Source organism: Halobaculum limi, from assembly GCF_029490015.1.
GTDB classification, from domain to species: domain Archaea; phylum Halobacteriota; class Halobacteria; order Halobacteriales; family Haloferacaceae; genus Halobaculum; species Halobaculum limi.
Window position 1 is genome coordinate 2,103,916 of the sequence record NZ_CP120468.1, and the last position, 25,345, is coordinate 2,129,260.

Below are 25,345 nucleotides of genomic sequence, written 5' to 3' on the forward strand. Positions count from 1 at the left end.
GAGCGAGAAAGATCTGGATAACTCGTGTCCCAGCCGGAGGTCTGGAGTCGCTCGCTGTGTGGTGACGACCCCGAAGTGGGGTATTCTTAACCACCACGCGCCGTAGCAAGACGTATGACATACGCGAACGCGGGCGCGTACGGCCACTCCGCCTCCTCGCTGACCGAGGAGGAGCGTGCGATCCGCGAGGTGGTTCGAGAGTTCGCCGTCGAGGAACTTCGGCCGGGGGCGCAGGAGGCCGACGAGACGGAGACGTTCCCCGAAGAGGCGTGGGACGGTCTCGCGGAGTTAGACCTCACGGGGCTGACGACGCCCGAGGAGTACGGCGGCTTCGACGCCGACCGCTCGACGTACGCCCTCGTCAACGAGGAACTGGCGTACGGGCAACTCGCAGTCGCGACGGCGCTGTCGGTCCACTGCCTGGCCACCTCCTGTATCGCCAACTTCGGCTCCGAACAAGTGCGCGAGGAGTGGCTTCCGGAGATGGTCGACGGTCGCCCGGTCGGAGCGTTCTGTCTCTCGGAACCCGACGCCGGGTCGAACCCCGCGCAGATGTCGACGACCGCTGAACGCGACGGCGACGAGTACGTCATCGACGGCGAGAAACAGTGGATCACAAACGGCGCTCGGGCAGGTGTCTACATCGTCTTCGCGAAGACCGACGCCGATGACGACGGGTCGATCACGCAGTTCCTCGTGCCCGCCGACTACGACGGTGTGACGGTCGGCAAGAAGGAGGAGAAACTCGGCCTGCGCGCCTCCGACACCGTCGGGATGCAGTTCGACGGCGTCCGTGTTCCCGAGCGCTACCGCCTCACCGAGGAAGGGAGAGGGCTGTCGGCGGCGCTGAAGACGCTCACCGGCGGGCGGATCGCTATTGCGGCACAGGCTGTGGGTCTGGCGCAGGCGGCACTCGACGAGGCGACCGAGTACGCCCAGCAACGAGAGCAGTTCGACCGACCGATCGCAGAGATCGAGTCGATCCGGAACAAGGTCGCGGAGATGGGGACGAAGGTGCAGGCGTCGCGACTACTCGTTCGCGAGGCCGCGCGGCAGGCCGATACCGGTGAGGACCCTCGACTCGCGGCGTCGATGGCGAAGTACTTCGCCAGCGAGTCTGCGGTCGACGTGGCGAACGAAGCGGTACAGATCCACGGCGGGTACGGCTACATGAGCGAGTTCGACGTGGAACGCTTCTACCGCGACGCGAAGATCACGACCATCTACGAGGGGACGACCGAAATACAGAAGACGATCATCGCGCGGGAACTCCTGTAACGCCGTGCCCGACTACGACGCGTTCGACGCTGTAGTGTTCGACCTGGACGGCACGCTCGTCGATCTGGCAGTCGACTGGAACGTCGCCGCCAGCGACGCCATCGACCTGTTCGAGCGAAATGGCCACGACGCTCGGGGCGCAAACCTGTGGGACCTCCTCGAACGCGCCGACGACGCCGGGCTTCGACCGGAGTTGGAGTCGGTGTTGGCAGACCACGAGACGGCCGGCGCGGCCGCATCGACGCGGCTTCGCCACGCCGACGACCTCCCGCTGTCGGTTCCGACCGGCGTGTGTTCGCTCAACTGCGAGGTCGCCTGTCGGCGTGCGCTCGACCGCCACGACCTGACCGACCACGTCGAGAGCGTCGTCGGCCGCGACTCGGTCGCGACGTACAAACCCGATCCCGAACCGCTGTTGGCGACGCTTCGCGACCTCGGCGCGCCCCCGGAGCAGTCACTATTCGTCGGCGACTCCGAACGTGACGAACTGACCGCCGAACGCGCCGGTGTGCAGTTCCGGTGGGTCTGAGGTCCACACACGTCACACGGTCGCGACGGACACCCGTCTCGGCCCGTGATCGCTTACGCGGCTCGAACCCGTTTCTCGTAGAGGTACGCGCCGACGGCGGTACAGATCCAGATAACTGCTCCCACGCGGATCGCGAACCCGGCGCGAGCGCCCCACGTCGGGAGCGTCACGAACGCCGAGAGGAGGGCGACGAGTACCGACCCAGCAGTGACGGTGAGTACGAACGTCACCTGCATCACCCAGCCGTAATCGACGCCGTCCGGATCGCTTTCTTCGACGCGCTCTGGCACATCCCGACGTTCGAGGCGACGAGGTAAGCGGTGTCGGTTCTGGTGTCGGGTCGTCTCAACAGCCGACGGTCTCCGGCGGTTCCGGAACCGGCACCTCGTGGATCACGAGCGTCTTCCCGTCCTTCTTGAACAGGACTGTGTACGTCTGTCCCGCCGTGGAGACGACGTCGAGTGCACCGTCGCTCCCGCAGCCGTCGATGTGGGCGTACGATCCTGGTCCGACAGTCGGCCCTGCTGTCCAGACGGTACTCCACGCGATCTCGTTGCCGGATTCGTCACGGATGAACACCTCCGTCCCGTCGGCGATGTCGCCCGCGCGGTGGTGGATCTCCAGATACGGTCGCCCGGAGTTGTCGTCGCCGGTCGCCGAGTACGTCGTCACGTCCAGCGCGACCTGCGGTCCCGGTTCGCCGAGGCGTTCGTCGAACCCGAGTGCGAGCGACCCGACGACGACACCCAACAACACGACGATGACGACCATCAGTGCGACACCGACGACAGGCGAGATGCCACGGTCAGCCACTACCCCGGATCGCTGTGTGGTGAGATTAACGATTGCGCCGCGGCTATCATCGTTGGGAACGTCCTACGCCGGACGGCAGAACGCGCCGGTTATTTCACGCCGCGTGTGAAGCCTCGGGTATGGTGAGTACGCGGGACCTCCGCGAGCGGGCAGGTGACGACCCTATCACGATGCTGACGGCGTACGACGCGCCCACGGCATCGATCATCGACGAGGCCGGCGTCGACGTCATCCTCGTCGGCGACTCGATGGGCAACGCGGTCCTCGGGTACGACTCAACGCTCCCCGTCACGGTCGAGGAGATGCACAGCCGGACTGCGGCGGTCGCGCGAGCGACAGACGACGCACTCGTCGTGGCGGATATGCCGTTCCTCTCGTACGGCGTCGACGATGCCGACAGCATCGACAACGCCGGTCGGATGCTGAAAGAGGCCGACGCCGACGCCGTGAAACTGGAGTCCGGCCCCCACACCGTCGAGTTGACGCGACGGCTCACGGAGTTGGGGATTCCGGTGATGGCGCACCTCGGCTTGACGCCGCAACACGTCAATCAACTCGGCGGGTATCAGCGGCAGGGGACAGACCAGGAAGCCGCCGAACACCTGTTGGATCTCGCACGCGAACACGAAGACGCCGGAGCGTTCTCACTCGTCCTCGAACACGTCCCCGCGAACCTCGCACAGCAGGTAACCGAGGCTATCGACATCCCGACCATCGGCATCGGTGCCGGGCCAGAGACGGACGGGCAGGTACTCGTCATCACAGACGTCCTCGGCCTCGACGAGTGGTCACCCCCGTTCTCGAAGCAGTACGCCGACCTTCGGAGTGAGATGGCCGACGCCGTCGGCGCGTTCAAGCAAGAGGTCGAGAACGGCGAGTTCCCGGCCGACGAACACAGCCACGTCGAAGACGACGTGGACGACGTATACTGACACGGTCGGTCAACTCGCGATCGTAGCGGTAGCGAACAGGCGACGGTGGCGGCCCCGAGGCGGTGTGTCGCACACCCGCGTCCCGCCTCGGGCCGGGTACGGTGGCACGGGGTGGCTGGTGCCTAGTGGGATTTGAACCCTCGGCCGAGCGACGGCTACAGGTCGTCGAGGAACGCGCCGACGGCGTCGTTGAACGCGGTCGGTTGCTCGATCATCGCGAGGTGGGCGGCGTCGTCGAGGACCTGCAGTCTGCAGTCGGGAATCTCGTCTGCGAGGTACTCGTGGAACTGCGGCGGCGTGAGCGCGTCGTGTTCACCGACGACTGCCAGCGACGGGACGTCGATGTCGGAGAGTCGGTCCCGAACGTCGAACTCGTGGCAGGTACGGAAGTCGCGTGCGACGACCGCCTGGCCCGCGTCTCGCATCGCCGCTCGCGAGCGGTCGAGCGTCTGCTCGTCGACGTCGTGAAACAGGCGATCTGTCCCGTGGAGGAACTCTACGGCACGGTCGAAGTCGTCGCGAAGCCACACGAGGAGGTCTTCGAGGACGGTCAGTCTCGCGCCGGTCCCGGTGAGGACGAGACCGTCCAGCGACAGGTCGCGTTCGAGTGCGACCCACATCGCGACGGCTCCCCCGAGGGAGTTCCCGACGAGGACTGAGGCGCCCGTCTCCTCGGCGACGGCGACGACGTCGGCGGCGTACGCTTCGAGTGCGTCCGCGCCGCCGTCGGCGTCGACGTCGTCGCTGTCTCCGTGGCCGCTCAGGTCGACGGCGACGACGGGTGTTCGGTCGACGAGTCGGGACTGTCCCGTCCACACGTCGCTCGTTCCACCGCTCCCGTGAATGCACAACAACCCCGGGCCGGCCGCCTCGTCGCCGCGGACCCGATAGGCGGTTTCCCGCCCGTGGTGGTCGACCGTCTTCATACCACTAGTCGAGACGGTGGGGGTATAAATCGCTGGGAGGGGCCGCCAGTCTGGATATGACTACCGACTGTCCCAACCGTTGTCCGCGGTGGGTCGACGACGGAGATTCGTCGGCGGACTAACTCCCGAATCGGTGTGAACCGCCAAACTACTAAACGACTCCGCTCCCGACGCAGTATTGCGATTAGTCGGCGATAGATTTAAATATATAAGCGTATTACTTGTGGTTAGGAGAGATATGATACAACGCCACTCAACTGATCGGCGCGATCGGTTCGTCCGTCGCTACGACTACGACGACGGGACCGTCATCGCCGCTGACCTCGACGCCGCAGACGAGGACATCCACGTCGACACCGTCGACGGATCGGCGGTCGTCGTCATCGCGCGTGCGGGCGGGGAAGAGGAGTTCGAGTTCGACCTCCCCGGCCCGGCCGCAAGGGTTGACATTCAGAACGGCGTACTCACTATCGACATCAACGCATGAAACTCACCGTCAAACCCCTCAAACAGAAAGACGCAGGGCGTCGCCTCGCTGCTATCGACCGCGTCGCCGCCGAGGAGTTGGGGCTCTCCGGCGGTGACTACATCCGCATCGAAGGCGACACGACCGCTATCGCGCGCGTGTGGCCGGGCTACCCCGAGGACGACGACTCCGGCGTGATCCGGATCGACGGCCAACTCCGACAGGAGGCCGGCGTCGGCATCGACGACCGCGTCACCGTCGAGGCCGCAGACGTCGAACCTGCCGACCAGATCACCATCGCGCTCCCCCAGCAGTTCGGGATCCGAGGGAACGTCGGGTCGATTATCCGCGACAAACTCTCCGGGCAGCCTGTCACGCAAGGGCAGACAATTCGCTTCCCGCTTGGACTCGGACTGATGGGTGGCGGCTCGCAGGCCGTCCCCCTGAAGATAGCGTCGACGAAGCCCTCGGGCACGGTCGTCATCACCGACTCCACGGAGGTCGAAATCTCCGAGAAGCCGGCCGAACAGATCGGCGACGTCGGTGCCGGCGGCGGCGCAGAGACGCCGGACGTCGCCTACGAGGACATCGGCGGCCTCGACGACGAACTCGAACAGGTCCGCGAGATGATCGAGTTGCCGATGCGCCACCCGGAACTGTTCAAGCGCCTCGGCATCGAACCGCCGAAAGGCGTGCTCCTGCACGGCCCGCCGGGGACGGGGAAGACGCTCATCGCGAAAGCCGTCGCCAACGAGATCGACGCCCACTTCCAGACCCTCTCTGGCCCCGAGATTATGTCGAAGTACTACGGGGAAAGCGAGGAGCAACTCCGCGAGGTGTTCGAGGAGGCCGCCGAGAACGCCCCCGCGATCGTCTTTATGGACGAACTCGACTCCATCGCGCCCAAACGCGAGGAGGCCGGCGGCGACGTGGAGCGCCGCGTCGTGGCGCAACTCCTCTCGCTGATGGACGGCCTCGAAGAACGCGGTGAAGTCGTCGTCATCGGCGCGACCAACCGCGTCGACGCTATCGATCCTGCTCTCCGCCGCGGCGGGCGCTTCGACCGCGAGATCGAGATCGGTGTCCCCGACCGCGAGGGCCGCAAGGAGATCCTGCAGGTCCACACGCGGAATATGCCGCTGTCGGACGACATCGACATCGACGAGTACGCCGAGACCACCCACGGCTTCGTCGGTGCGGACATCGAGAGCCTCGCGAAGGAGGCTGGGATGAATGCGCTCCGGCGCATCCGCCCGCAGATCGACCTAGAGGCCGACGACATCGACGCCGAGATCCTGGAGTCGATCCAGATCACCAGCGACGACATGAAGCAGGCGCTGAAGGGGATCGAACCCTCGGCGCTGCGGGAGGTGTTCGTCGAGGTGCCCGACGTCACGTGGGACGACGTGGGCGGACTCGACGACACGAAAGAGCGCCTCCGCGAGACGATCCAGTGGCCCCTCGACTACCCCGAGGTGTACGAGGCGATGGACATGCAGTCTGCCAAGGGTGTGTTGATGTACGGCCCACCGGGGACGGGCAAGACCCTCCTCGCGAAGGCCGTCGCCAACGAGTCCGACTCCAACTTCATCTCGGTGAAGGGGCCGGAACTGCTGAACAAGTACGTCGGGGAGTCCGAGAAGGGCGTCCGCGAGATATTCAGCAAGGCCCGCGAGAACGCGCCGACCATCGTGTTCTTCGACGAGATCGACGCCATCGCGACCGAACGCGGTCGCAACTCGGGCGACTCCGGCGTCTCCGAACGGGTCGTCTCACAACTGCTGACGGAACTCGACGGTCTCGAGACGCTGGAGGACGTCGTCGTCATCGCGACGACGAACCGCCCGGACCTCATCGACAACGCCCTGCTTCGACCGGGCCGTCTCGACCGCCACGTCCACGTGCCGGTCCCCAGCGAGGAGGGTCGCCGCCTCATCTTCGAGGTCCACACCCAGCACAAACCGCTGGCCGACGACGTCGACCTCGAGAAACTCGCACGCAAGACGAGCGGGTACGTCGGCGCAGACATCGAGGCCGTCGCTCGCGAGGCGTCGATGAACGCGACGCGGGAGTTCATCCAGTCGGTCGCACCCGAAGAGATCGGCGAGTCCGTCGGCAACGTCCGTGTGACGATGCAACACTTCGAGGACGCACTCGACGAGGTGAACCCCTCCGTCACCGAGGAGACGAAACAGCGCTACGAAGAGATCGAACAGCGGTTCCAGAACCGCGAGGCTCGCGACGAACAGGAGACGGAACTGGGCCGGACGTTCCAGTAGAACCGCTCTCTGTCGGGGAGTCCCCGCTCACTTCGCTCACGGTTTCACGGTAGTGACGTTCACTCCGTGGCGTACCTCCGTTCACACCGCAACTCCATCGTACCGCTTTCATACGCCGCCCCGGGGTTTCCTGTGTCTGTCGACCCCCGCCGAAGCGCGGGTCCGCTCGTTACTGTCAGCAATGTTGAAGCGAGTGGCCGGACAGACGGTAGTAGATGAATCGGTCCCGGATGGGGTTCGATGTCGACGCACTCTGGAATCGCCACGAAAGCCCGGTCAGCGTCTGGTGGCTCGTGCTACTGTATCCCGTCTTCGTCCTGACTGTCTACCGGCGAAGCCGTCCACTGGCGGGCGTGCTCGTCGTCTCGCTGGCGGCGAATCTACTCGTCGTGTCACCTCCCGAGACCGATGACGCGTGGGCGACGCGAGTCGTACGCGGTGAACGAGCGTGGCTCGAACGGGGCCTCCGCTCCTCGAAAGTCGATCTCTTGGGCATCGGTGTCGGAGGTATGGTAAACGTGTACACGCTCCGGGCCGCGTACGACCGTCGGCCCGCCGAAACGGTGGTCGGAACCGTGGCGTCGATGCTTCTGATGTGCCTGTTCTTCCAGCGAATGGCTGACCGCTACGAGACGATGATAGACGCCTAAACAGCCCTCGGGACCGCCGCGTGAGTCTGCTCTGTCTCAACTACAGGTGAGTGGGCAATGCCCTCCCACACGAGTCGCAGAACCACTCGTCCGACCGGTGAGACGATCGGTGGCTCACAGCCCCAACCCGGTACTGTACTCCAGCGTTCCGAATCCGGTGCCCATCGACTCCTCGTCTATCGGTGTGCCGCCGACGCGTCCGGTGAGTCCGCTCATCCGGAACAGGAACTCGTTGTAACTCCAGTGCGACTCGAGTCGGCCACCGAGTCGCGAGCGGTCGAGCCAGTTTCGCGCGCGGCCGTAGGTCCGGGCGACGAACCGTACGTAGTCGCCCGCATCGTTCTCGACGCGAACGTCGAAATCGGGCTGTTCGCCGGTTCCAAGCAGTGGCTCGACGGTGATCCGATCGAACTCCGTGTAGCCGTCTCCCGACCCCCAGTTCCAGAACCCGGTCTGTCGAAGGGGGATCGTCAGCCGTTCGAGTCTGTTGGAGGAGAAGAACTTGTAGCCTCGCCGGAACAGATGCGGTCCGATAAACGGAACTAACACCGAGAAGGAGGTCCCATCCGGGAATATCGCCCAGATCCACTTCCAGGGCATCAGCGGGATGTCGAAACACACCCGCTGGAAGTAACACGACCCAGACAGCGTCTCGGGGCCGTCGGGCAGGTCGAACTCCCCTTCGAACTCCATCTGTCGCCACGCGACGACCTCGGCGCCACCCAGCGGCGTGTCGATGTCCAGCGACTGGTGTGGTGCAGTCATCTTCGAGTCGAGGTCGCCCCACGCCTCGAACTCCGCCTCGGCGTCGTCACCGACGACGTGGGCGCGCAGTCCGAGGGATCGGTCCGAGAGCGCCGTCACCTCGCTTCCGCGCTTCGTGCCGTCCTCGCGGTCTGCCCAGGCGTCGAGTCGTTGATCCTCGCGAGACAGCACCGCTTCGGCCGGTTGCCTGACGACGTGGTCGTGGACCGCTTCGTCGTCGCCAGCCCACCCGACCGTCGTCGCGTCGAATCGGTCCACGCCGTCGGCGACGGGACGGTCGGCGTCCATCCCTCGCGGTGGGAGGCCGTTCACCCGGCTCCCGTCGCCTACACAGGCAGCGACGGAGAACATCAACTGTCTCGGGCCGTAGCCCTCCTCGCCTTCTGGGAACAGAAGAAAGAACCACCACGACGAGGACGTCGAATTCTGCCGCTCTGGATTTTGCCACCATATCTTCTCGAACACACGCCGGTGGTCGGCGAGGGTCCTGTCCGCGAAGGCGTCGGTCACTGGCGACTCTCTCGCTGGCACGGTCAAATAAACCGTGCATCGACTGGTGTGGTTCGTGACTCTACGACTCGTCGGTGGACGGGTGAGTGAGGAAATACGAGAGCGCCGTCCTCGTCTCAGTCAGTCCACGACTCGTGGTGCGATGGCGATGTACCTGTCGCTACTCGGGTCGCGGAACATCACCGGTCGCGGGGCTTCGTCGGGGTGGAGCCGAACGCTCGAACGGTCTTTCGTGGGGTCGTATCCGAAGATCCGCTGCACGTGTTTGACGTACTCTCCCAACACCGCCGACGTTCCTCCGTCGTCGTTTTCGAAGCAGTACACCGCCTCGTCGTACGTACTCTCGTCGAGTGTCACGTCGACGGGTTCGGCGGTCAGTTCGTCGCCGAACGCGTACGCTTCGTCGGCGGACTGTTCGAACTCGAACCGAGTCACGTTGCTCGAGTCGAGCAGATAGCCTTCCGACCAATCGACGTCTGCAAGCCCGACAGTCTCCGGTTCGACTCTCGTGTCGGTCACGACGGCGTCGTGGTCATCGACGAGGAACGACTGGTCGATTCCGAACAGCCGGACGAAGAGCATTCCCTGCCGTTCGTACTCGTTCATCGGTCTGTCACCGATGGTCTGCTGGAGACTCGTGCTGTCCGACCGTTCGTCGTTGGATGCAGCGACGATGATTTCGACGGTTCGCCCTGCGTACGCGACGCCGAGGTTCACACGTCCCTGGCTGTCTGCTTTGAGTGTCTCGTGCTTCTCCGGATCGCGGATCGTTGTTTCAATCATTGGTTGTACTCACCAACAATTGGCTAGCTATGACTATCATCACTAATACTTTTCCCAACGCCAGCACGGCGCTGCCCTCTGCTGTCTTCTTTTCTGGACACAACTTAGTCGGAGCCACCACGACTCATCCCTAAGCAGGCATCACGACTGGGCCACTATCTCACTGGAGTACCCTCGGTTGGGCCTAATCTCTGACAGACGCGTCGCGCTGTCGATTCAGTAGGGACTCACCAAGCGATTCTCCGACTACGGATACAACAGCCCCGTTACTCCCGTTTCAGGCCGCCACGCTCTTTGATCTGCATAATCCGCCGGACGTTCAGATATATCTCCTCGGGCGAGGTGTCCTCCTCGGGATCGTACAGGTCCGAGACGCGATAGAGGACGGCCGACAGTTGTTTCGACTCGCTGGAGTCGCCGCGGACGTCCTCAGCGACAGCGCGGATGAACGCTCGGGTGTCGGCGTCGGACGCGAACTCTTGGTCTGAATCCGGCGCGAGTTGCCAGTCGGGGTCGTCGTCCTCCCGCAACGCCTCGGGAAGCCGGGCGTCTTCGTCGTCGCTCATACTCCGCGTTCGAACTGCCTGCGGCTAAGCCCTTACTGACTCGGCACACACCACTGCCAAACGGCAGACGGCCGCTTACTGCGACGGGGCGTCTTGGCCCGATCGGGCGCTGACCTCGCGTCGGCGGACGACACCGACGTTGTTGGCGACGTTCTCGGTGACGAGTTTAAACGCGTCGCCGACCTGCCCCGGTTCGTCGTCGAGGACGACCGGTTCGCCGGTGTCCCCGCCCGTCCGAACCGACGGGTCCAGCGGAACCCCACCGAGGAACGGGAGGTCGTTGTCAGCGGCGAACTGCTTGCCGCCGCCCTTCCCGAATATCTCGTGTTCGGAGCCACAGTCCGGGCAGACGAATCCGGACATGTTCTCGACGATGCCGAGGACGTTCGTGTCGTGTTTGCCGAACATCCGCAGGCCCTTGTTGGCGTCGTCGAGAGCGACCTCCTCGGGCGTCGTGACGATGACCGCGCCCGTCAGCGGCAGCGTCTGCAGGATTGTCAGTTGCGTGTCGCCGGTGCCCGGCGGTAAGTCGAGCACGAGGTAGTCGAGTGCGCCCCACTCCACGTCTTCGACCAGTTGGGTCAGGAGTTTGTGGACCATCGGCCCCCGCCAGATGACAGGGTCGTCCTCGCCGACGAGGAAGGCCATACTCATCAGTTTCATCCCGTACTTCTCCGGCGGGATGATGGTCTCCTGTTCGGTCGCGTGGGGCGCTTCGTCGGCGTCGACCATCCGCGGGACGTTCGGCCCGTACACGTCGGCGTCGAACAGGCCGACGCGAGCACCCAGTTGCGACAGCCCCGCAGCGAGGTTCACCGCGACGGTCGACTTCCCAACGCCGCCTTTCCCGGAGGCGACCGCGATGACGTTCTTGACGTTGGGGAGGACCTCCTCGTCGGCGGACAGTCCCGTGTCGACCGACGCCGAGATGTCGAGGTCGTAGTCCGTGTCCGCGAGAGCGTCGCGAACGCCCTCGGCGATATCCGTCTCGTGGGGCGCGTACGGCGCACCGAGCGCGAGCGACACGCGGATCACTCCCTCCTCGTCGTCGACCTGGACCGCGTTGACCAGGCCGAGCGAGACGATGTCGTCTCCGAGGTCCGGGTCCGCTACTGTCGCGAGTCGCTCGCGTACGGCGGCTTCGTCCATAGGTCACGGTCGGCGAGCGCCCCGAATAAGGGTTTCCCACGGTGTACTTTTGAGTCAGTCTCTCGCAACCGATGTTCCAATCTTGATACTTCGAGAGTAACTGTTTGTAGTTACAAAATCGGAGATCGCTCCCTCATCTTCAAGTACACACGAACGAACCTAGCTACATAATGCCGACACCGCTGGTCGACGACTTCGGTCGCGAGGTGACGGGCGTCCGCGTCTCCCTCACCGACCGTTGCAACTTCGACTGTGTCTACTGTCACAACGAGGGGCTTGGCGACACGCGCGGCCCGATGGACGCGCAGGACGACGAGATGTCGACCGACGACGTCGTGCGGTTCCTGGAGGTTGCCGCCGAGTTCGGCGTCGACGCGGTGAAGTTCACCGGCGGAGAGCCGATGCTTCGCGACGACTTGGAGGAGATCATTCGCCGCACGCCCGACTCGATGGAGACGTCGATGACGACCAACGGGACCTTCCTCCCCGGTCGCGCGGAGGCACTCGTCGAGGCGGGACTCGATCGCGTGAACGTCTCACAGGACGCGCTCGACCCCGAGGCGTTCGCCGAGATCACGAAGTCGGGCGCCTACGAGAAGGTCCTCGAAGGCGTGCGATGTGCCCTCGATGCCGGCCTCGACCCGGTCAAACTGAATATGGTCGTGTTCGAGCACACCGCCGGCTACGTCGAGGGGATGGTCGACCACGTCGCCGAGAACGACGGCCTCCAACTCCAACTCATCGAGTACATGCCCGAACTCACGGGCCGACCGGAGTGGAACATCGACATCCAACGGGTCCACGACTGGCTCTCAGACATCGCAGTCCGCGTCGAACACCGCGAGATGCACGACCGCAAGCGGTACTACATCGCCGGCGACGACGGCGGCGAGGGGATGGTCGAGATCGTCGACCCCGTCGAGAACGCCGGCTTCTGTGCCAACTGCGGGCGCGTGCGCGTCACGCACGAAGGATATCTCAAGGGGTGTCTCAACCGCAACGACGATCTGAAGCCGATGGGCGAGATGACGAAACCCGAGATCCGTGAGGCGTTCCGCGCCGTCGTCGCCGACCGCGTGCCATACTACGGCGAGTACATGGTCCAGAACGACCGCGGCGAGTGGGAGATAAACGAGGAGTACATCGGCGCATAGCGGGAATCACCCCTGTGTGAACGAAACACAACCGGCGCGCGGAACGCGGGGTTTATACGCCAGTCAGAAGAACACGTGCGCACGACTATGCCGAGTTCGAACGGACCCCTTCACGGTACCCGAGGAAAGCTCTCGAACGACCCGCGCGACCGTGGTACGTCGCCGCCCCAGCGCGCCATCGCCGAGTTCGAGGAGGGCCAGAAGGTCCACCTCAACATCGACCCGTCCGTGCCCGACGGCCGCTTCCACCCGCGATTCAACGGCCACACGGGGACGGTCAAAGGCAAGCAGGGCGCGGCGTTCAAAGTCGAGATCGTCGACGGCAGCAAGGCCAAGACGATCATCGTCAAGCCCGCGCACCTGAAGGCTCAGACCGAGTGACGCGATGACGATCTTCAAGGAGAAACTCGACGAGGAGTACCTCACAGTCTCCGAGGCGAAGGAACTGCTCAGCGCGGTCGAAGCCGAGCGCGCGACGGAGGAAGACCGCGAGATGCGCTACGAACTGGCGCGCGCGGTCGACCACGTCAACCGCTTCGCGTTCCTCGACGCCGACGAGTCGCTCGAACTCGTCGAGGAACTGCTCGAGTTGGAGAAGGTCGACGAACCGCAGGCGTACAAACTCGCCGACCTCCTGCCGCGCGACCGGACGGAGGTCCGTGCGGTGTACGCGCAGGAACGCTACGCGCTCGACGGCGACGAACTCGACGCCATCCTCGACATCGTCGCCAAGTACGCGTAATCGGCACCGCCCGTCGGCTCGGCGACTACTGCCGTCGCCGCGCGATGGCGGAACGCGACGACGGCGACGACCTTTTATCAGGCCCGACGACCTATCGGTGGGTATGAACGATGAGCACGACGCCGGTGCGACCGACAGTCCTCCGGACGCGGCGACCGCCGACGAGTCGGCTGCAGAGACGGACGACGCCGCCGTCGTCAACGCCTACATCCTCGAGTACCTGCCGCACGGCCGCGCGGACGACGACCGGCCCCAGCACCGCCGCCCCGCCGTGGCGTACGGTCTCGGTGAGCGTGACTTCCGTCTGTTCGAGTTCGAGTTGACCGACGACGCCGAGTTCGGCATCGACGACCTCGTCCAGATCGAACCCGAGACCGCACCGGGCATCAAGCGGGCCCGCCGCGTCGGCTACGACGACCTGAATCGCGGGGCGAGTCAGGAGTTGGAGTACGTCGTCGAGGAGATTATCGAGCGCAACGAGCGTCGCTTCGTCGACTTCTACAACGACGCCGAACCCATCTCGCTTCGCCTCCACCAACTGAATCTCCTGCCGGGCATCGGGAAGAAGCTCCGCAACAACGTCCTCGACGAGCGAAAGCGCGGGCCCTTCGAGTCGTTCGAGGATCTGGAAGAGCGAGTCTCGGGCCTCCACGACCCGAAGGAAACGCTGGTGGAGCGCGTGATGGAGGAACTGCGCGACGACGACCTGAAGTACCGCATCTTCGTCGGCATCGACGCGCCGACTGCCAACAAGGACTAACCGCTATCCAGCGGTGGGCTGTGCCGTCGTCGTACGGGTCGAGCGCCCGTATGAACGCATTTACACGCGTTCCCGTACAACCGTGCGCAATGACTGACGCGACGCCGGAGTTTCGCGACCCGGACGACCTCCGACGGCGGGCGGGCGTCCGCGGCGACCCCGACCGCGACCAGCACTTTCTCGTCGACGACCGGGTGTTGGATCGACTCCCCGGCTACCTGCCCGACGACGCCGACCGCTCGAACCTCCTCGAAATCGGTGGGGGGACGGGTGCGCTCACCGACCGACTGCTCGCGGCCGGCGACCACGTCACGGTCGTCGAACGCGACGGCGACTTAGCACGCTTTCTTCGCGAGGAGTTCGCCGACGACATCGACGCCGAGCGACTCGACGTGGTCCACGGCGACGCCCTCGACGTCGAGTTGCCGCCGTTCACCGCCTCCGTGTCGAACCTGCCGTACGGCGTCTCTTCGGAAGTGACCTTCCGCCTGCTTCCGCTGGGGAAGCCGATGGTGTTGATGTTCCAAGCGGAGTTCGCCGACCGGATGGTCGCCGACCCTGGAACCAGCGAGTACGGGCGCCTCTCGGTGTCTGCACAGCACTACGCAGACGTAGAGATCGTCGAGCGCATCCCACCGGAGGCGTTCGACCCGCAACCGCGCGTCGACAGCGCGGTCGTCCGCTGTCGCCCGCGCGACCCGGACTACGAGGTTGGCGACGAGGCCTTCTTCCTGCGGTTCGTGAAAGCGCTGTTCACGCAACGGCGCAAGACCGTCCGCAACGCCATCCGCAACACGGCCCATATCTCCGGCCTCGAAGACGCCGACGCCGTCGTCGATGTCGTCGAGGAGGACCTCCTTTCACAGCGTCCTGGCGACCTCACGCCTGCCGACTTCGCGGCGCTAGCGGAACTGGCGCGTGAGACGAGCGAGGTGGGCCCCGGGCAGTGATGCAGTCGAGTGCGTCAGCGTCGGTGATCGCGACCCTCATCGAGGCGGTCCAGTCGCTCGCGCCGTCGGTGGAGTCACAGGTCGTCGCGACGGTGGGCGTGGTCGTGGCATTGTTGGCGTATATCGCACTCGTCGACCGTCTCGGGACGCTGGTGAAACAGCGCCTCGATGACCACGCCCTCGCGGTGGAGTCGGTGCAGGCGGCGGCCGTGACCACCGGCGCCGTCACCGCGGCGGCGTTCGTCCTCGTCGTCTGGAGAGGCGTCGGGACGCTCACGCGGGCGCTCCCGACCGAGGTGGTGACTGGCGCGACGGTCGTGCAGGTCCTCCTGTCGGTCGGCATCATCGTCGGCGCGACGCTGCTCACCAGACTCACGAAGCGGACAATCCGCAACGTGGGACGCGAACAGGTGGCGCTGTCGGACCACCAGACAGAGATCGCACACCACGTCGTGCAGGTAGCGGTGTACGCGGTGTCGCTGTTGGTCGTGTTCACCGTCTGGGGAATCAACCCTGGCAATCTCCTCGTCGGCGCCGGGTTCGCGGGCATCGTCCTCGGCCTCGCGGCCAGACAGACGCTCGGCGCGGTACTCGCGGGGTTCGTCGTGTTGTTCTCGCGGCCGTTCGAGTTGGGCGACTGGGTCGTCGTCGGCGACCAAGAGGGCGTCGTCACCGACATCACCATCGTCAACACGCAGATTCGCACGTTCGACGACGAGTACGTGATGATCCCGAACGACATCGTCACGAATCAGGATCTGGTCAATCGCTCCCGAAAGGGTCGACTCCGCCTCAACCTCGACGTGGGCGTCGACTACACGACTGACGTCGACGAGGCGATCGACGTCGCCGAAGAGGCGATGCGCGGCCACGACCTGGTGATGTCGGCGCCCGACCCCCACGTCGTCCTCACAGGGTTCGACGACTCCTCGATCGGGTTGCGACTACGCTTTTACATCGACAACCCCAGCGCGCGCAAGATGTGGAAGGCACGGACGCGAGTGACGCTCGCGGTCAAGCGTGCGTTCGACGACGCGGGCATCAAGATCCCGTACCCGCAGCGGGAACTGTCCGGTCGCGCGGAGACCGGCGGCTTCCGCGTCGCCGACGCCGAGGACGGGCGAACGGAGCGTCAGAGCGTGACCGCCGAGGCCGACGGCGGGCAGACGGATGGCTCGTCGGCAGACGACGGAGGCGACGATGCCTGACGACGAGACGTCGTCCGACCCACAGTCGGACGACCACGGCGAACTGGACACGACCACGCGCGACAGCCTCGCGGCACGTCGTGGCCTCGACGCTCCGGTGTACGACCCGGCGGAGGACTCGGGACTGCTCGCGTCCGCAGGCGTCGACAACGCATGGGGGCGGACGCTGGAAGTCGGCACCGGATCAGGGTGGGTCGCCGCACAGGTACTCGACGCCGGGGTCGCAGACCGCGTCGTCGGCAGCGACGTGAACCCCTTCGCGTGTGCGCGGGCCCGCGACCGCGGGGTGGAAGCCGTCCGCGGCGACTTGCTCGCGCCGTTTCGTGCGGACGCGTTCGACACCATCCTGTTCAATCCGCCGTACCTCCCGACCGACCCCGACAACGAGTGGGACGACTGGCAGGAGGTGGCGCTGTCGGGCGGGGAGTCCGGGCGCGACCTCATCGAACCGTTCCTCGACGACCTGCCGCGCGTCCTCGCGCCGGACGGCGTCGCTCTCCTGTTGGTCTCGTCGCTGACCGGGTTCGCCGACGTCGTCAAGTACGCGGTCGAATGCGGCTTCGTCGCCGAGACGGTCGCAGAGGAGTCGTATCCGTTCGAGACGCTGTCGATCCTCGCACTTCGACACCGGGATGGCGACTGACGAGAGATAACTGTTGAACATAGAATAGAACGGCAAGTATTATGCGTCGGCATTTCGTAGCCTCTGCCGATGACCGACGTAGTCGCCACCACACCGGGGCTGTATCCCCTCCCGGACTGGGCGAAAGAAGATCTCTCCGACTTGAAGGGCCACCAGAAACACGACCTCATCGACGGCGAGGAAGCGCCGGCGGTGGCGGACGTGTACGCCGACGTGCGCGCCGAGTTCGTCGCCGACCAGCAACACGCCGGCCTCGACCGCATCGTCGAGGGCCAAGGCCGCTGGGACGACATGCTCGCGCACCCGCTGACCGTCCACGAGAACGTCGAGACGGGCGGTATCGTTCGCTACTACGACAACAACAACTTCTACCGCGACCCGAAGGTCGTCGACGACCTCACGCCGTCGGGCGACGTGGCGTCGGAACTGAAGGCCGCGAGCGCCCTCCTCGCCGCCGACGAGTCGCTGCAAGCGACGCTCCCCGGCCCGTACACGCTCGCTGATCTGGCGACCGACGAGCACTACGGCGACGAAGCGGAGTTCCTCGACGCCGTCGGCGACTTCCTCGCGGGCGAGGTAGAGCAGTTCCCCGCTCACGAGACGCTGTTTCTGCTGGAACCCTCCTACGTGACGAACGCGCCCGGCGACGACCTGAACGAACTCGCCAGCGAGACCATCGACCGCGTCGCCGCGGCGACCGACGCCGACGTGGTCGTGCAGACGTACTGGGAGGCGTTCGAGGAGAAGGCGTACGCCCACCTGATGGACGCCGACGTCGACGCCGTCGGCTTCGACTTCGTCACCGCCGACCGCGCGGCGAACCTCGAGTGCATCAATGAACTCGGCACGACCGACGACGTCGCTCTCGGCCTCGTCGACGGGCAGAACACGCTCGTCGAAGACCCGGAGACGGTCGCAGAGCGCGTCGACTGGGTGCACGACCAGATTCCCGCCCAGTCGTTCGAGACGACGTACGTGACCACGAACACCGAGACGTTCTATCTGCCAGTGAACAAACATCAGGCCAAACTCTACGTCCTCGCGGAGGCGGCCGACATCGCCGCCGCAGAGGAGGTGGAGGCGTGAGCCGAAATCCCGCGAACCGCGAGCAGTTCCGCCCCGACGACCACGACAGCGACCACTTCCTGCTCACGACCGTCGTCGGGTCGTACCCCAAGCCGAAGTGGCTCAACCGCGCCCGCGACCACTTCGAGGACGACGACCACCCGTTCGGCGACAGCGAGTGGGAAGAGGCGACCGACGACGCCTGCCGCGTCATCACGCACGAACACGAACGCGCGGGACTGGACACGGTCGTCGACGGCGAGATGCGCCGCGAGGAGATGGTCGAGTTCTTCGCCGAGCGTATCGACGGCTACGAGTTCAACGGCCCCGTGAAGGTGTGGGGCCACAACTACTTCGACAAGCCGTCGGTCGTTGAGGACGTCGAGTACGACGACCCGTGGCTGGTCGACGAGTTCGCCTTCACCGACGAGGTGGCAACTCGCCCGGTCAAAGTCCCGATCACCGGCCCGTACACGCTCGCCAACTGGGCGTTCAACGAGTCGTACGAGGACGATGAGGCGTTGGCGTACGACCTCGCAGACCTCGTGAACACCGAGATTGAGAAACTCGTCGAGGCGGGCGCTCGCTACATCCAGATCGACGAACCCGCGCTGGCGACGACGCCGGACGACCACGCCATCGTCGGCGAGTGTCTCGAACGCATCGTCAGCGACATCGACGAGGACGTCCGCATCGGTCTCCACGTCTGCTATGGCGACTACTCGCGCGTCTACCCCGAGATCAACGACTATCCGATCGACGAGTTCGACGTGGAACTGTGCAACGACGACTACGAACAGATCGAGACGTTCGCGGACGGCGAGTTCGCGCCCGACCTCGCACTCGGCGTCGTCGACGCCCACGTCGCCGAGGTGGAGTCCGTTAAGGAGATCAAGGAGAACATCAAGCAGGGCCTGAAGGTCGTGCCGCCGGAGAAACTCACCGTCAGCCCCGACTGCGGGCTGAAACTCCTCCCGCGTGAGGCCGCCTACGGCAAGATGGAGAACCTCGTGCAGGCCGCTCGCGAGGTCGAACAAGAACTCGACGCCGGAACCATCGAGGTTCCCGCATTCGAAGACGCTGCCCCTGCAGACGACTAACCGAGGCGAACCCAGCGTCTCGACTGGCCTGTGACGAAGTCGCGTGATTCCCCGTTTGTCGACGGCACGACGATTCTTCGGCGACGACGGTCCCGAGCGATTCTGACGTGGGTTTGGTTCTATAACCGACAATTTTAGTGTAGTATCCTCCGCATATTTCGACACGCTATGTCGCCCTCCACGTTCGCCCGGGTGCTTCCCGTGGTGGTCATCGCCACGGTCCTCCTCGCAGGTGCGGTCGCCGGTACCGCGGCGGCAGGTGGCACGTCGCTCGCGACCGCAAACGAGACGGTGCGCGTCCACGGCACCGCGGACGCGACGGTCGGTGGGAACACGACGCTCGACACCGGGCGGGAACTCACCGTCCGGATACGGTCGACCGCGGAGACGAATCCGCGCTTCTTCAAATCGAACACGACGACCGTCGAGCAAGGTGGGAGGTTCGCGGTGGAGTTCGACCTCTCGGACTACTCGGCGGGCGACACCTTCACCGTCGCGGTGTTACACAACGGGTCGCGCGTCGCCGAGGCAGACGGCCGCGTCGTCGCGCCCGACGTGCCGACGACGATGGCGGGAACGACGGTGACGGCGACGACGCCGGACGACGGCACGACTGGTTCCGGAACCGCCGGGTCGACGGCGACCGGGACCGACACCGCGACACCGATTCCCGGATTCGGTCCCGTCGCGTCGGCGCTCGGTATCGCCACCGGCGTCGGTATCCTGCGACGGCGCGCGTAGTCCGGCCACCCGATGACTGATTACCCGGGGCCGCGAACGCCTCGGTCATGACTAGTGACCCTCCGGTCACGGACGCGGTCGAAGATGCCGCCGCGGACATCGCGACGATGGAGATACGCGGTGCCGCCACTATCGCGCGGGCGGCCGCCGAGGCTCTGGCCGTCCAGGCCCGCGAGACAGACGCCGACTCCCCGGCCACGTTCGAGGCGTCGATGCGTCGTGCAGGCCGCCGACTGTACGACACCCGTCCGACTGCGGTGTCGCTCCCCAACGCACTCCGCTACACGCTCGGGCGGATGGATGGTGACGACGTGGAGGCGCTTCGAGACTCGCTGCTCGGGGCGACGCGGGCGTTCACCGACCGCCTCGACCGCGCGCAACGCGACCTGGGGCAGGTCGGCGCGAACCGCCTCCGTGACGGCGACACGGTGATGACCCACTGCCACTCGACGGACGCACTCTCGTGCGTCGAACACGCCGTCGAACAGGGGAAAGACATCTCGGCTATCGTCAAGGAGACGCGCCCGCGCAACCAGGGACACATCACCGCAACCGAACTGCGGGAGTTGGGCGTCGACGTGACGCTCGTCGTCGACTCGGCGGCGCGGCGCTACCTCGACGACGCCGACCACGTCCTCGTCGGTGCCGACTCTATCGCCGCCGACGGCGGCGTCGTCAACAAGATCGGAACCTCGGGACTGGCGGTGAACGCCCGCGAACGCGGCGTGCCGATTATGGTCGCCGCGCAGACGATCAAACTCCACCCCGACACGCTCACCGGCCACACCGTGGAGATCGAGATGCGCGACGAGACGGAGATCATCGACGCGGACACCCGCGCAGACATCGGCGATATCGAGGTTCGCAACCCCGCCTTCGACGTGACGCCGCCGCGGTACGTCGACGCTATCGTCACCGAGTCGGGGCAGTTCCCGCCCGAGAGCATCGTCACGCTGATGCGGGAACTGTTCGGCGAGAGCGCCGATCGCCCGTGGGAAGAGCCGACCGAGCCGCAGCAATGATCCGCGAGCAGTCGGGCGACGGGTCCGACGGCGAGCGACCGCGCGTGCTGTGTGCGGGCCACGTCAACTGGGACGTGACGCTCATCGTCGACAGTCTCCCCGCGCCCGACGGCGAGGTACGGATCGAGCGTCGCCACCAAGCGGGCGGCGGGAGCGCCGCGAACGTCGCCGTCGGCCTCGCGGGGATGAACGCCCACGCGGCGCTGTTTGGCTCCGTCGGCGACGACGAGTCGGGTCGACTGGCCGCCCGAGAACTGTCGAGCGCCGGCGTCACGACCCACCTCGTCGAGACGACCGGCGAGACGGCCGTGAAGTACATTATCGTCGACGCCGCCGGCGAGGTGATGCTCCTGTCGAACGACGGCGCGAACGAGGCGTTCACGCCCGACGACCTCCCGCCGGAGGCGTTGACCGCCGACACCGACCTCCTCCACCTGACGAATCAGCCACCGGCGGTCGCGGCGGCGCTGGCCGAACGCGCCCGCGAGGTCGGCGCGACGGTGAGTTTCGCGCCTGGCCGGCAGTTCGCGAAGCGCGAGTTCGAGGCGACGCTCGCGCTCGCGGACGTGGTGTTCTGCAACCGTCGGGAGGCGGCCGCGCTGTTGGACGTCGACGACGACGGCAACTCCCCGTACGGGGCGCTGCGCGACGACGCCACGCTCGTCGTGACCCACGGCGCGGCGGGGTCGGAGGTCCACGTCCGCGCACACGACCGCACGTACACCCACGACGGGTTCGACGCCGAGGTGGTCGACACGACGGGCGCGGGCGACGCGTTCGCGGCGGGCTTTCTCGCGGCGCGACTCGCGGGTGACGACCACGAACAGTCATTAGCGGTCGCGAACGCCTGTGGTGCGCTCGCAGCGGGCGAGGTCGGCGCTCGCGTCGAGGTGTCGTGGGAGCGTGTCGCGGCGTTCCTCGACGGCGTCGACGACGTGTCGCGTGTGTAGCCTGTTACGGAACCCCTAAGGGGCGGTCGGACGCACCGACACCCAAGAATATGACCGCGCCCACGCGAGGTGACCAGCCGTGACGATGGACGACCGCATCGACGAACTCCGCGAGCGACGCGCCGAAGCAGAGCGGGGCGGCGGCGAAGACCGCATCGAACGCCAACACGAGAAGGGGAAGATGACCGCCCGCGAGCGCATCGACTACTTCCTCGACGACGGCACCTTCCACGAGTTCGACCAGTTCCGAACCCACGACACCCACAAGTTCGGGATGGAGGGCAACCAGATATACGGCGACGGCGTCGTCACCGGCTACGGCGAGGTGAACGGCCGCAAGACGTTCGTATTCGCCCACGACTTCACCGTGTTCGGCGGGTCGCTCGGTGAGGTGTTCGCCGAGAAGGTGTGTAAGGTGATGGACAAGGCGATGGACGTCGGCGCGCCCGTCGTCGGCCTCAACGACTCCGCGGGTGCGCGCATCCAGGAGGGCGTCGGGTCGCTCGCCGGCTTCGCCGAAATCTTCCGCCGCAACACCGAGGCGTCGGGTGTCATCCCACAGCTGTCAGGGATTATGGGCCCGTGTGCGGGCGGTGCGGTGTACTCCCCGGCTATCACGGACTTCACCTTCATGGTGAAGGAGACCAGCCACATGTTCATCACCGGCCCGGACGTCATCAAGACGGTCACGGGCGAGGAGGTGAGCTTCGAGGAACTCGGCGGCGCACAGACGCACGCGAGCACCTCCGGCGTCGCCCACTTCGCGGAAGATTCTGAGGAGGACGCGCTCGACCATATGCGCCGCCTGCTGTCGTATCTCCCGCAGAACAACGTCGAGGACCCGCCACGCGTCGACCCGTGGGACGACCCCGACCGCCGCGACGAGGAACTGAACCAGATCGTTCCCGACGAACCGCGCAAGCCGTACGACATCACGAACGTCGTCGACAGCGTCGTCGACGAAGGATCGTTCTTCGAGACGCACGAGGCGTTCGCGAAGAATATCGTCACCGGGTTCGCCCGTCTCGACGGGCGCTCCATCGGCGTCGTCGCCAACCAGCCACGGGTGAACGCCGGGACGCTGGACATCGAGTCCTCCGAGAAGGGCGCACGCTTCGTCCGCTTCTGTGACGCGTTCAACATCCCCATCCTGACGTTCGTCGACGTGCCGGGCTTCATGCCCGGCACCGACCAAGAGCACAACGGGATCATCCGCCACGGCGCGAAACTCCTGTACGCCTACTCAGAGGCGACCGTGCCGCTGCTCACCGTCATCACGCGCAAGGCGTACGGCGGCGCGTACGACGTGATGGCCTCCAAGCACATCGGCGGCGACGTGAACTACGCGTGGCCGACCGCCGAAATCGCCGTGATGGGGCCGCAGGGCGCGGTGAACATCCTCTACGACGACGAACTCGCCGACGCCGACGACCCCGACGAGAAGCGCCAGGAACTCATCGACGAGTATCGCGAGGAGTTCGCCAACCCCTACACCGCGGCGGACAAGGGCTTCCTCGACGACGTGATCGAACCGACAGAGACGCGCCCCCGCCTCATCGACGACCTGGAGATGCTCTCCTCCAAGCGCGACGCCCAACCCGACAAGAAACACGGCAACATCCCGATCTGAGATGGCGAGCGACGAGACAGACGACGACACGGCCGACCCCGCCGCCGCCGTCCTCGACCGCCTGACGCTGCCGGACGACGCCGACGCGGAGGAGACAGCGGCCATCGTCGCCGCCGTCGGCGCACACGTCCGTGACAGCGAGGCCGCCGCGGCCGCGGCGGCCACCGACGACGGCGCTGAGACGTGGGACGGCAAGCGCTGGGCGTTCGCAGGCAGACTCGACGCGCTTCAGGGGCGGGCCGCACGCACTCCCGAGAACGCGCCGACGGACGCGTGGACCGCGAGCGGACGGACAGACCGCTTCTGAGCGGGCGCTATCGCGTTCGCACCCGAACGCGAAGTGGGTCACTCGGCCGGAGGGTCGCCGCCGCCTCGAATGACGGTTCGCCGGTGTCCGCCGGCACCGGTTCGACTGCCGTCTCCCGGAACACGACTGCGAGCACCGCGTGTAACTCCAGCGATGCGAACCGCATCCCGATGCAGTGGCGTGGGCCGGCCCCGAACGGGAGATACGCGTGTTCCGGGCGTTCGGGGTCGGCGGCGGTCCACCGATCCGGATCGAACACCTCCGGGTCGTCCCACCAGCGCGGGTCGGCGTGGAGCCGCCAGATCGGGATCGAGAGATTCGTCCCCTCGCGAACCCGGTAGCCACCGATCACCACGTCTTCGGTCGGCTGGCGGAACGTGACGTACGCGGGCGGGTGCGTCCTGAGTGTCTCCGAGACGACACGGTCGGTCAGGTCGAGACCGCGAAGTGTGGCTGCGTCGAGGCCGTCTGCTGCCGCGGCGGCGACCTCCTCGTGGAGGGCTGCCGCGACCGACGGGTGGCGAGCGAGCGCGTGCGTTCCGTACGCCAACGCGAGCGAGGTGGTTTCGTGGCCGGCGAACAGAAACGTCATCAATTGGTCGCGGACGGCAGCCTCCGAGAGCGAATCGTCCTCGCGGAGGGCGACCAGTAGCGTCAACAGATCGTCCGCGTCGCCCGGGTCGGCCCCACGGCGGTCGGCGACGAGGCCGTCGACGTACTCGCGGAAGGCGGCGGTGTCGCGGGCGAACCGACGGTTCGTCGGCGTCGGCACCCAGTCGGGGAGAAACGCCGATACCGAACCGGCGTCCGCACGCGCTTGCACGCTCCTCGTCGCCGACTTGATCACCTCGTATCCGTCGTCATCGCGCACGTCGACGCCGAACAGCGTCCGACCGAGAATCCGCATCGCCAGCGTCGAGTACGCGTCCACGAGGTCGATGACCTCGCCATCATCCCACGATGCGACGAGGCGTTCGGCCTCCTCGACCATCGCGTCGGCGAACGCCTGGATCCGCTCGCGGTAGAACAGCGGTTGCAGTTGCGTCCGCTGTTCGCGCCACTCCTCGCCCTCTGTGAGCAGGAGACCGTTCTCCAAGAAGTCCACGCCGGAGCGCCGCTGTACGTCCGACTTGCGGAACCGATCGGCGTCGTCGACGAGGACACGCCGTACGTCGTCCGGGTGGAACAGCGCGACGTTCTCCCAGAGGCCGAAGTCGAACGCGACGACGTCGCCGTACTCGGAGACTCGGTCGTAGAACGAGAACGGATCACGCACGAACCACGGGAGCGTTCCAACTGCGGGGAGGCCGTCGGGCCCCGGTGGCGGGGGTGCACTCGACGGGTCGGCGTCGAAGTCGCTCGTCGGTGTCATACCCGATCCTCGTCGTGCGTTCCTGTTCGAATTTAGCACGAACAGCGTCGCCTAT

At 65.9% G+C, this 25,345-nt stretch carries 28 protein-coding genes; 20 read left to right on the top strand and 8 right to left on the bottom strand.

Annotated features, from left to right (window positions below):
- Nucleotides 1-114: 114 nt before the first annotated feature.
- Entirely contained in the window at nucleotides 115-1,278 is a 1,164-nt protein-coding gene (locus P0D77_RS10520; protein ID WP_277553026.1) for an acyl-CoA dehydrogenase family protein, read from the top strand.
- A 4-nt stretch (nucleotides 1,279-1,282) separates the two neighbouring features.
- Nucleotides 1,283-1,807, top strand: coding sequence for an HAD family hydrolase (locus P0D77_RS10525; RefSeq protein WP_277553027.1), 525 nt, complete (start codon nucleotides 1,283-1,285; stop codon nucleotides 1,805-1,807).
- A 53-nt stretch (nucleotides 1,808-1,860) separates the two neighbouring features.
- Here P0D77_RS10525 and P0D77_RS10530 read toward each other — a convergent pair whose 3' ends face one another.
- Nucleotides 1,861-2,097, bottom strand: a complete 237-nt coding sequence (locus P0D77_RS10530) for a DUF5822 domain-containing protein (protein WP_277553028.1) — start codon at nucleotides 2,095-2,097, stop codon at nucleotides 1,861-1,863.
- A 55-nt stretch (nucleotides 2,098-2,152) separates the two neighbouring features.
- Complete coding sequence (locus tag P0D77_RS10535; protein WP_277553029.1) at nucleotides 2,153-2,620, bottom strand: archaellin/type IV pilin N-terminal domain-containing protein; 468 nt, start codon at nucleotides 2,618-2,620, stop codon at nucleotides 2,153-2,155.
- Between the two features lie 119 nt (nucleotides 2,621-2,739).
- Here P0D77_RS10535 and panB point away from each other — a divergent pair, with 119 nt between their 5' ends.
- Nucleotides 2,740-3,552, top strand: a complete 813-nt coding sequence (panB, locus tag P0D77_RS10540; RefSeq protein ID WP_277553030.1) for a 3-methyl-2-oxobutanoate hydroxymethyltransferase — start codon at nucleotides 2,740-2,742, stop codon at nucleotides 3,550-3,552.
- Nucleotides 3,553-3,707: 155 nt separating this feature from the next.
- On the opposite strand, the gene P0D77_RS10545 is transcribed toward panB, so the two are convergent.
- Nucleotides 3,708-4,478 carry an alpha/beta fold hydrolase gene (locus tag P0D77_RS10545; RefSeq protein ID WP_277553031.1) on the bottom strand — a complete coding sequence of 257 codons (771 nt, stop codon included), beginning with the start codon at nucleotides 4,476-4,478 and terminating at the stop codon, nucleotides 3,708-3,710.
- Between the two features lie 238 nt (nucleotides 4,479-4,716).
- On the opposite strand from P0D77_RS10545, the gene P0D77_RS10550 reads away from it, so the two are divergent.
- From P0D77_RS10550 to P0D77_RS10560, 3 genes are all read left to right on the top strand, one after another.
- Entirely contained in the window at nucleotides 4,717-4,965 is a 249-nt protein-coding gene (locus P0D77_RS10550) for a DUF7127 family protein (protein WP_277553032.1), read from the top strand.
- Nucleotides 4,962-7,223 carry a CDC48 family AAA ATPase gene (locus tag P0D77_RS10555; RefSeq protein ID WP_277553033.1) on the top strand — a complete coding sequence of 754 codons (2,262 nt, stop codon included), beginning with the start codon at nucleotides 4,962-4,964 and terminating at the stop codon, nucleotides 7,221-7,223. The genes P0D77_RS10550 and P0D77_RS10555 overlap by 4 nt, the downstream gene beginning before the upstream one ends.
- 215 nt (nucleotides 7,224-7,438) lie before the next feature.
- Nucleotides 7,439-7,873 (top strand): DUF6653 family protein, encoded by a 435-nt coding sequence (locus P0D77_RS10560; protein WP_277553034.1) that lies wholly within the window; start codon nucleotides 7,439-7,441, stop codon nucleotides 7,871-7,873.
- Nucleotides 7,874-7,987: 114 nt separating this feature from the next.
- Here P0D77_RS10560 and P0D77_RS10565 read toward each other — a convergent pair whose 3' ends face one another.
- The 4 genes from P0D77_RS10565 to P0D77_RS10580 form a co-directional block, all read right to left on the bottom strand.
- Nucleotides 7,988-9,148, bottom strand: coding sequence for a hypothetical protein (locus P0D77_RS10565; protein WP_277553035.1), 1,161 nt, complete (start codon nucleotides 9,146-9,148; stop codon nucleotides 7,988-7,990).
- A 120-nt stretch (nucleotides 9,149-9,268) separates the two neighbouring features.
- Nucleotides 9,269-9,931, bottom strand: coding sequence for a hypothetical protein (locus P0D77_RS10570; RefSeq protein WP_277553036.1), 663 nt, complete (start codon nucleotides 9,929-9,931; stop codon nucleotides 9,269-9,271).
- A 266-nt stretch (nucleotides 9,932-10,197) separates the two neighbouring features.
- Nucleotides 10,198-10,497, bottom strand: a complete 300-nt coding sequence (locus P0D77_RS10575; protein WP_277553037.1) for a DUF7976 family protein — start codon at nucleotides 10,495-10,497, stop codon at nucleotides 10,198-10,200.
- A gap of 75 nt (nucleotides 10,498-10,572) precedes the next feature.
- Complete coding sequence (locus P0D77_RS10580; protein WP_277553038.1) at nucleotides 10,573-11,646, bottom strand: Mrp/NBP35 family ATP-binding protein; 1,074 nt, start codon at nucleotides 11,644-11,646, stop codon at nucleotides 10,573-10,575.
- A 170-nt stretch (nucleotides 11,647-11,816) separates the two neighbouring features.
- Between P0D77_RS10580 and moaA the strand changes: the two genes are divergently transcribed.
- From moaA to P0D77_RS10650, 14 genes are all read left to right on the top strand, one after another.
- The gene (gene moaA / locus P0D77_RS10585; RefSeq protein WP_277553039.1) at nucleotides 11,817-12,800 is read left to right on the top strand and encodes a GTP 3',8-cyclase MoaA; all 984 of its coding nucleotides are present in this window, start codon (nucleotides 11,817-11,819) and stop codon (nucleotides 12,798-12,800) included.
- 87 nt (nucleotides 12,801-12,887) lie between these two features.
- Nucleotides 12,888-13,181 carry a 50S ribosomal protein L21e gene (locus P0D77_RS10590; protein WP_277553040.1) on the top strand — a complete coding sequence of 98 codons (294 nt, stop codon included), beginning with the start codon at nucleotides 12,888-12,890 and terminating at the stop codon, nucleotides 13,179-13,181.
- 4 nt (nucleotides 13,182-13,185) lie between these two features.
- Complete coding sequence (locus tag P0D77_RS10595; protein WP_277553041.1) at nucleotides 13,186-13,542, top strand: RNA polymerase Rpb4 family protein; 357 nt, start codon at nucleotides 13,186-13,188, stop codon at nucleotides 13,540-13,542.
- Nucleotides 13,543-13,645: 103 nt separating this feature from the next.
- Nucleotides 13,646-14,302 carry a DUF655 domain-containing protein gene (locus P0D77_RS10600; protein ID WP_277553042.1) on the top strand — a complete coding sequence of 219 codons (657 nt, stop codon included), beginning with the start codon at nucleotides 13,646-13,648 and terminating at the stop codon, nucleotides 14,300-14,302.
- Between the two features lie 89 nt (nucleotides 14,303-14,391).
- Nucleotides 14,392-15,252 (top strand): 16S ribosomal RNA methyltransferase A, encoded by an 861-nt coding sequence (locus P0D77_RS10605; RefSeq protein ID WP_277553043.1) that lies wholly within the window; start codon nucleotides 14,392-14,394, stop codon nucleotides 15,250-15,252.
- Nucleotides 15,252-16,460, top strand: coding sequence for a mechanosensitive ion channel family protein (locus P0D77_RS10610; protein ID WP_277553044.1), 1,209 nt, complete (start codon nucleotides 15,252-15,254; stop codon nucleotides 16,458-16,460). The genes P0D77_RS10605 and P0D77_RS10610 overlap by 1 nt, the downstream gene beginning before the upstream one ends.
- Nucleotides 16,453-17,103, top strand: a complete 651-nt coding sequence (locus tag P0D77_RS10615) for a HemK2/MTQ2 family protein methyltransferase (protein ID WP_277553045.1) — start codon at nucleotides 16,453-16,455, stop codon at nucleotides 17,101-17,103. The genes P0D77_RS10610 and P0D77_RS10615 overlap by 8 nt, the downstream gene beginning before the upstream one ends.
- A 69-nt stretch (nucleotides 17,104-17,172) precedes the next feature.
- Entirely contained in the window at nucleotides 17,173-18,189 is a 1,017-nt protein-coding gene (locus P0D77_RS10620; RefSeq protein ID WP_277553046.1) for a 5-methyltetrahydropteroyltriglutamate--homocysteine methyltransferase, read from the top strand.
- Nucleotides 18,186-19,268, top strand: a complete 1,083-nt coding sequence (locus P0D77_RS10625; protein ID WP_277553047.1) for a methionine synthase — start codon at nucleotides 18,186-18,188, stop codon at nucleotides 19,266-19,268. Before P0D77_RS10620 ends, P0D77_RS10625 begins: the two co-directional genes overlap by 4 nt.
- Before the next feature lie 168 nt (nucleotides 19,269-19,436).
- Nucleotides 19,437-20,009, top strand: coding sequence for a BGTF surface domain-containing protein (locus P0D77_RS10630; protein WP_277553048.1), 573 nt, complete (start codon nucleotides 19,437-19,439; stop codon nucleotides 20,007-20,009).
- A 47-nt stretch (nucleotides 20,010-20,056) separates the two neighbouring features.
- A complete protein-coding gene (locus P0D77_RS10635) occupies nucleotides 20,057-21,031 on the top strand; it encodes a ribose 1,5-bisphosphate isomerase (protein WP_277553050.1) in 975 nt (324 codons plus the stop codon).
- Nucleotides 21,028-21,981, top strand: coding sequence for an ATP-dependent ribose-1-phosphate kinase (locus P0D77_RS10640; RefSeq protein WP_277553051.1), 954 nt, complete (start codon nucleotides 21,028-21,030; stop codon nucleotides 21,979-21,981). The genes P0D77_RS10635 and P0D77_RS10640 overlap by 4 nt, the downstream gene beginning before the upstream one ends.
- Before the next feature lie 85 nt (nucleotides 21,982-22,066).
- Complete coding sequence (locus P0D77_RS10645; RefSeq protein WP_277553052.1) at nucleotides 22,067-23,611, top strand: acyl-CoA carboxylase subunit beta; 1,545 nt, start codon at nucleotides 22,067-22,069, stop codon at nucleotides 23,609-23,611.
- Nucleotide 23,612: 1 nt separating this feature from the next.
- Nucleotides 23,613-23,918, top strand: coding sequence for a DUF8022 family protein (locus P0D77_RS10650; protein WP_277553053.1), 306 nt, complete (start codon nucleotides 23,613-23,615; stop codon nucleotides 23,916-23,918).
- A 7-nt stretch (nucleotides 23,919-23,925) separates the two neighbouring features.
- On the opposite strand, the gene P0D77_RS10655 is transcribed toward P0D77_RS10650, so the two are convergent.
- Entirely contained in the window at nucleotides 23,926-25,290 is a 1,365-nt protein-coding gene (locus P0D77_RS10655) for a cytochrome P450 (protein ID WP_277553054.1), read from the bottom strand.
- Between the last annotated feature and the right edge of the window lie 55 nt (nucleotides 25,291-25,345).

Bases quoted from the DNA above. Each gene is read 5' to 3' on its own strand.
- P0D77_RS10560 (WP_277553034.1), top strand. From the start codon at position 7,439: ATGAATCGGTCCCGGATGGGGTTCGATGTCGACGCACTCTGGAATCGC.
- P0D77_RS10545 (WP_277553031.1), bottom strand. From the start codon at position 4,478: ATGAAGACGGTCGACCACCACGGGCGGGAAACCGCCTATCGGGTCCGC.
- P0D77_RS10575 (WP_277553037.1), bottom strand. From the start codon at position 10,497: ATGAGCGACGACGAAGACGCCCGGCTTCCCGAGGCGTTGCGGGAGGAC.
- panB (WP_277553030.1), top strand. From the start codon at position 2,740: ATGGTGAGTACGCGGGACCTCCGCGAGCGGGCAGGTGACGACCCTATC.
- P0D77_RS10640 (WP_277553051.1), top strand. From the start codon at position 21,028: ATGATCCGCGAGCAGTCGGGCGACGGGTCCGACGGCGAGCGACCGCGC.
- P0D77_RS10580 (WP_277553038.1), bottom strand. From the start codon at position 11,646: ATGGACGAAGCCGCCGTACGCGAGCGACTCGCGACAGTAGCGGACCCG.
- P0D77_RS10550 (WP_277553032.1), top strand. From the start codon at position 4,717: ATGATACAACGCCACTCAACTGATCGGCGCGATCGGTTCGTCCGTCGC.
- P0D77_RS10605 (WP_277553043.1), top strand. From the start codon at position 14,392: ATGACTGACGCGACGCCGGAGTTTCGCGACCCGGACGACCTCCGACGG.
- P0D77_RS10650 (WP_277553053.1), top strand. From the start codon at position 23,613: ATGGCGAGCGACGAGACAGACGACGACACGGCCGACCCCGCCGCCGCC.
- P0D77_RS10630 (WP_277553048.1), top strand. From the start codon at position 19,437: ATGTCGCCCTCCACGTTCGCCCGGGTGCTTCCCGTGGTGGTCATCGCC.
- moaA (WP_277553039.1), top strand. From the start codon at position 11,817: ATGCCGACACCGCTGGTCGACGACTTCGGTCGCGAGGTGACGGGCGTC.
- P0D77_RS10655 (WP_277553054.1), bottom strand. From the start codon at position 25,290: ATGACACCGACGAGCGACTTCGACGCCGACCCGTCGAGTGCACCCCCG.
- P0D77_RS10570 (WP_277553036.1), bottom strand. From the start codon at position 9,931: ATGATTGAAACAACGATCCGCGATCCGGAGAAGCACGAGACACTCAAA.
- P0D77_RS10645 (WP_277553052.1), top strand. From the start codon at position 22,067: ATGGACGACCGCATCGACGAACTCCGCGAGCGACGCGCCGAAGCAGAG.
- P0D77_RS10595 (WP_277553041.1), top strand. From the start codon at position 13,186: ATGACGATCTTCAAGGAGAAACTCGACGAGGAGTACCTCACAGTCTCC.
- P0D77_RS10590 (WP_277553040.1), top strand. From the start codon at position 12,888: ATGCCGAGTTCGAACGGACCCCTTCACGGTACCCGAGGAAAGCTCTCG.
- P0D77_RS10620 (WP_277553046.1), top strand. From the start codon at position 17,173: ATGACCGACGTAGTCGCCACCACACCGGGGCTGTATCCCCTCCCGGAC.
- P0D77_RS10615 (WP_277553045.1), top strand. From the start codon at position 16,453: ATGCCTGACGACGAGACGTCGTCCGACCCACAGTCGGACGACCACGGC.
- P0D77_RS10555 (WP_277553033.1), top strand. From the start codon at position 4,962: ATGAAACTCACCGTCAAACCCCTCAAACAGAAAGACGCAGGGCGTCGC.
- P0D77_RS10610 (WP_277553044.1), top strand. From the start codon at position 15,252: ATGCAGTCGAGTGCGTCAGCGTCGGTGATCGCGACCCTCATCGAGGCG.
- P0D77_RS10635 (WP_277553050.1), top strand. From the start codon at position 20,057: ATGACTAGTGACCCTCCGGTCACGGACGCGGTCGAAGATGCCGCCGCG.
- P0D77_RS10600 (WP_277553042.1), top strand. From the start codon at position 13,646: ATGAACGATGAGCACGACGCCGGTGCGACCGACAGTCCTCCGGACGCG.
- P0D77_RS10520 (WP_277553026.1), top strand. From the start codon at position 115: ATGACATACGCGAACGCGGGCGCGTACGGCCACTCCGCCTCCTCGCTG.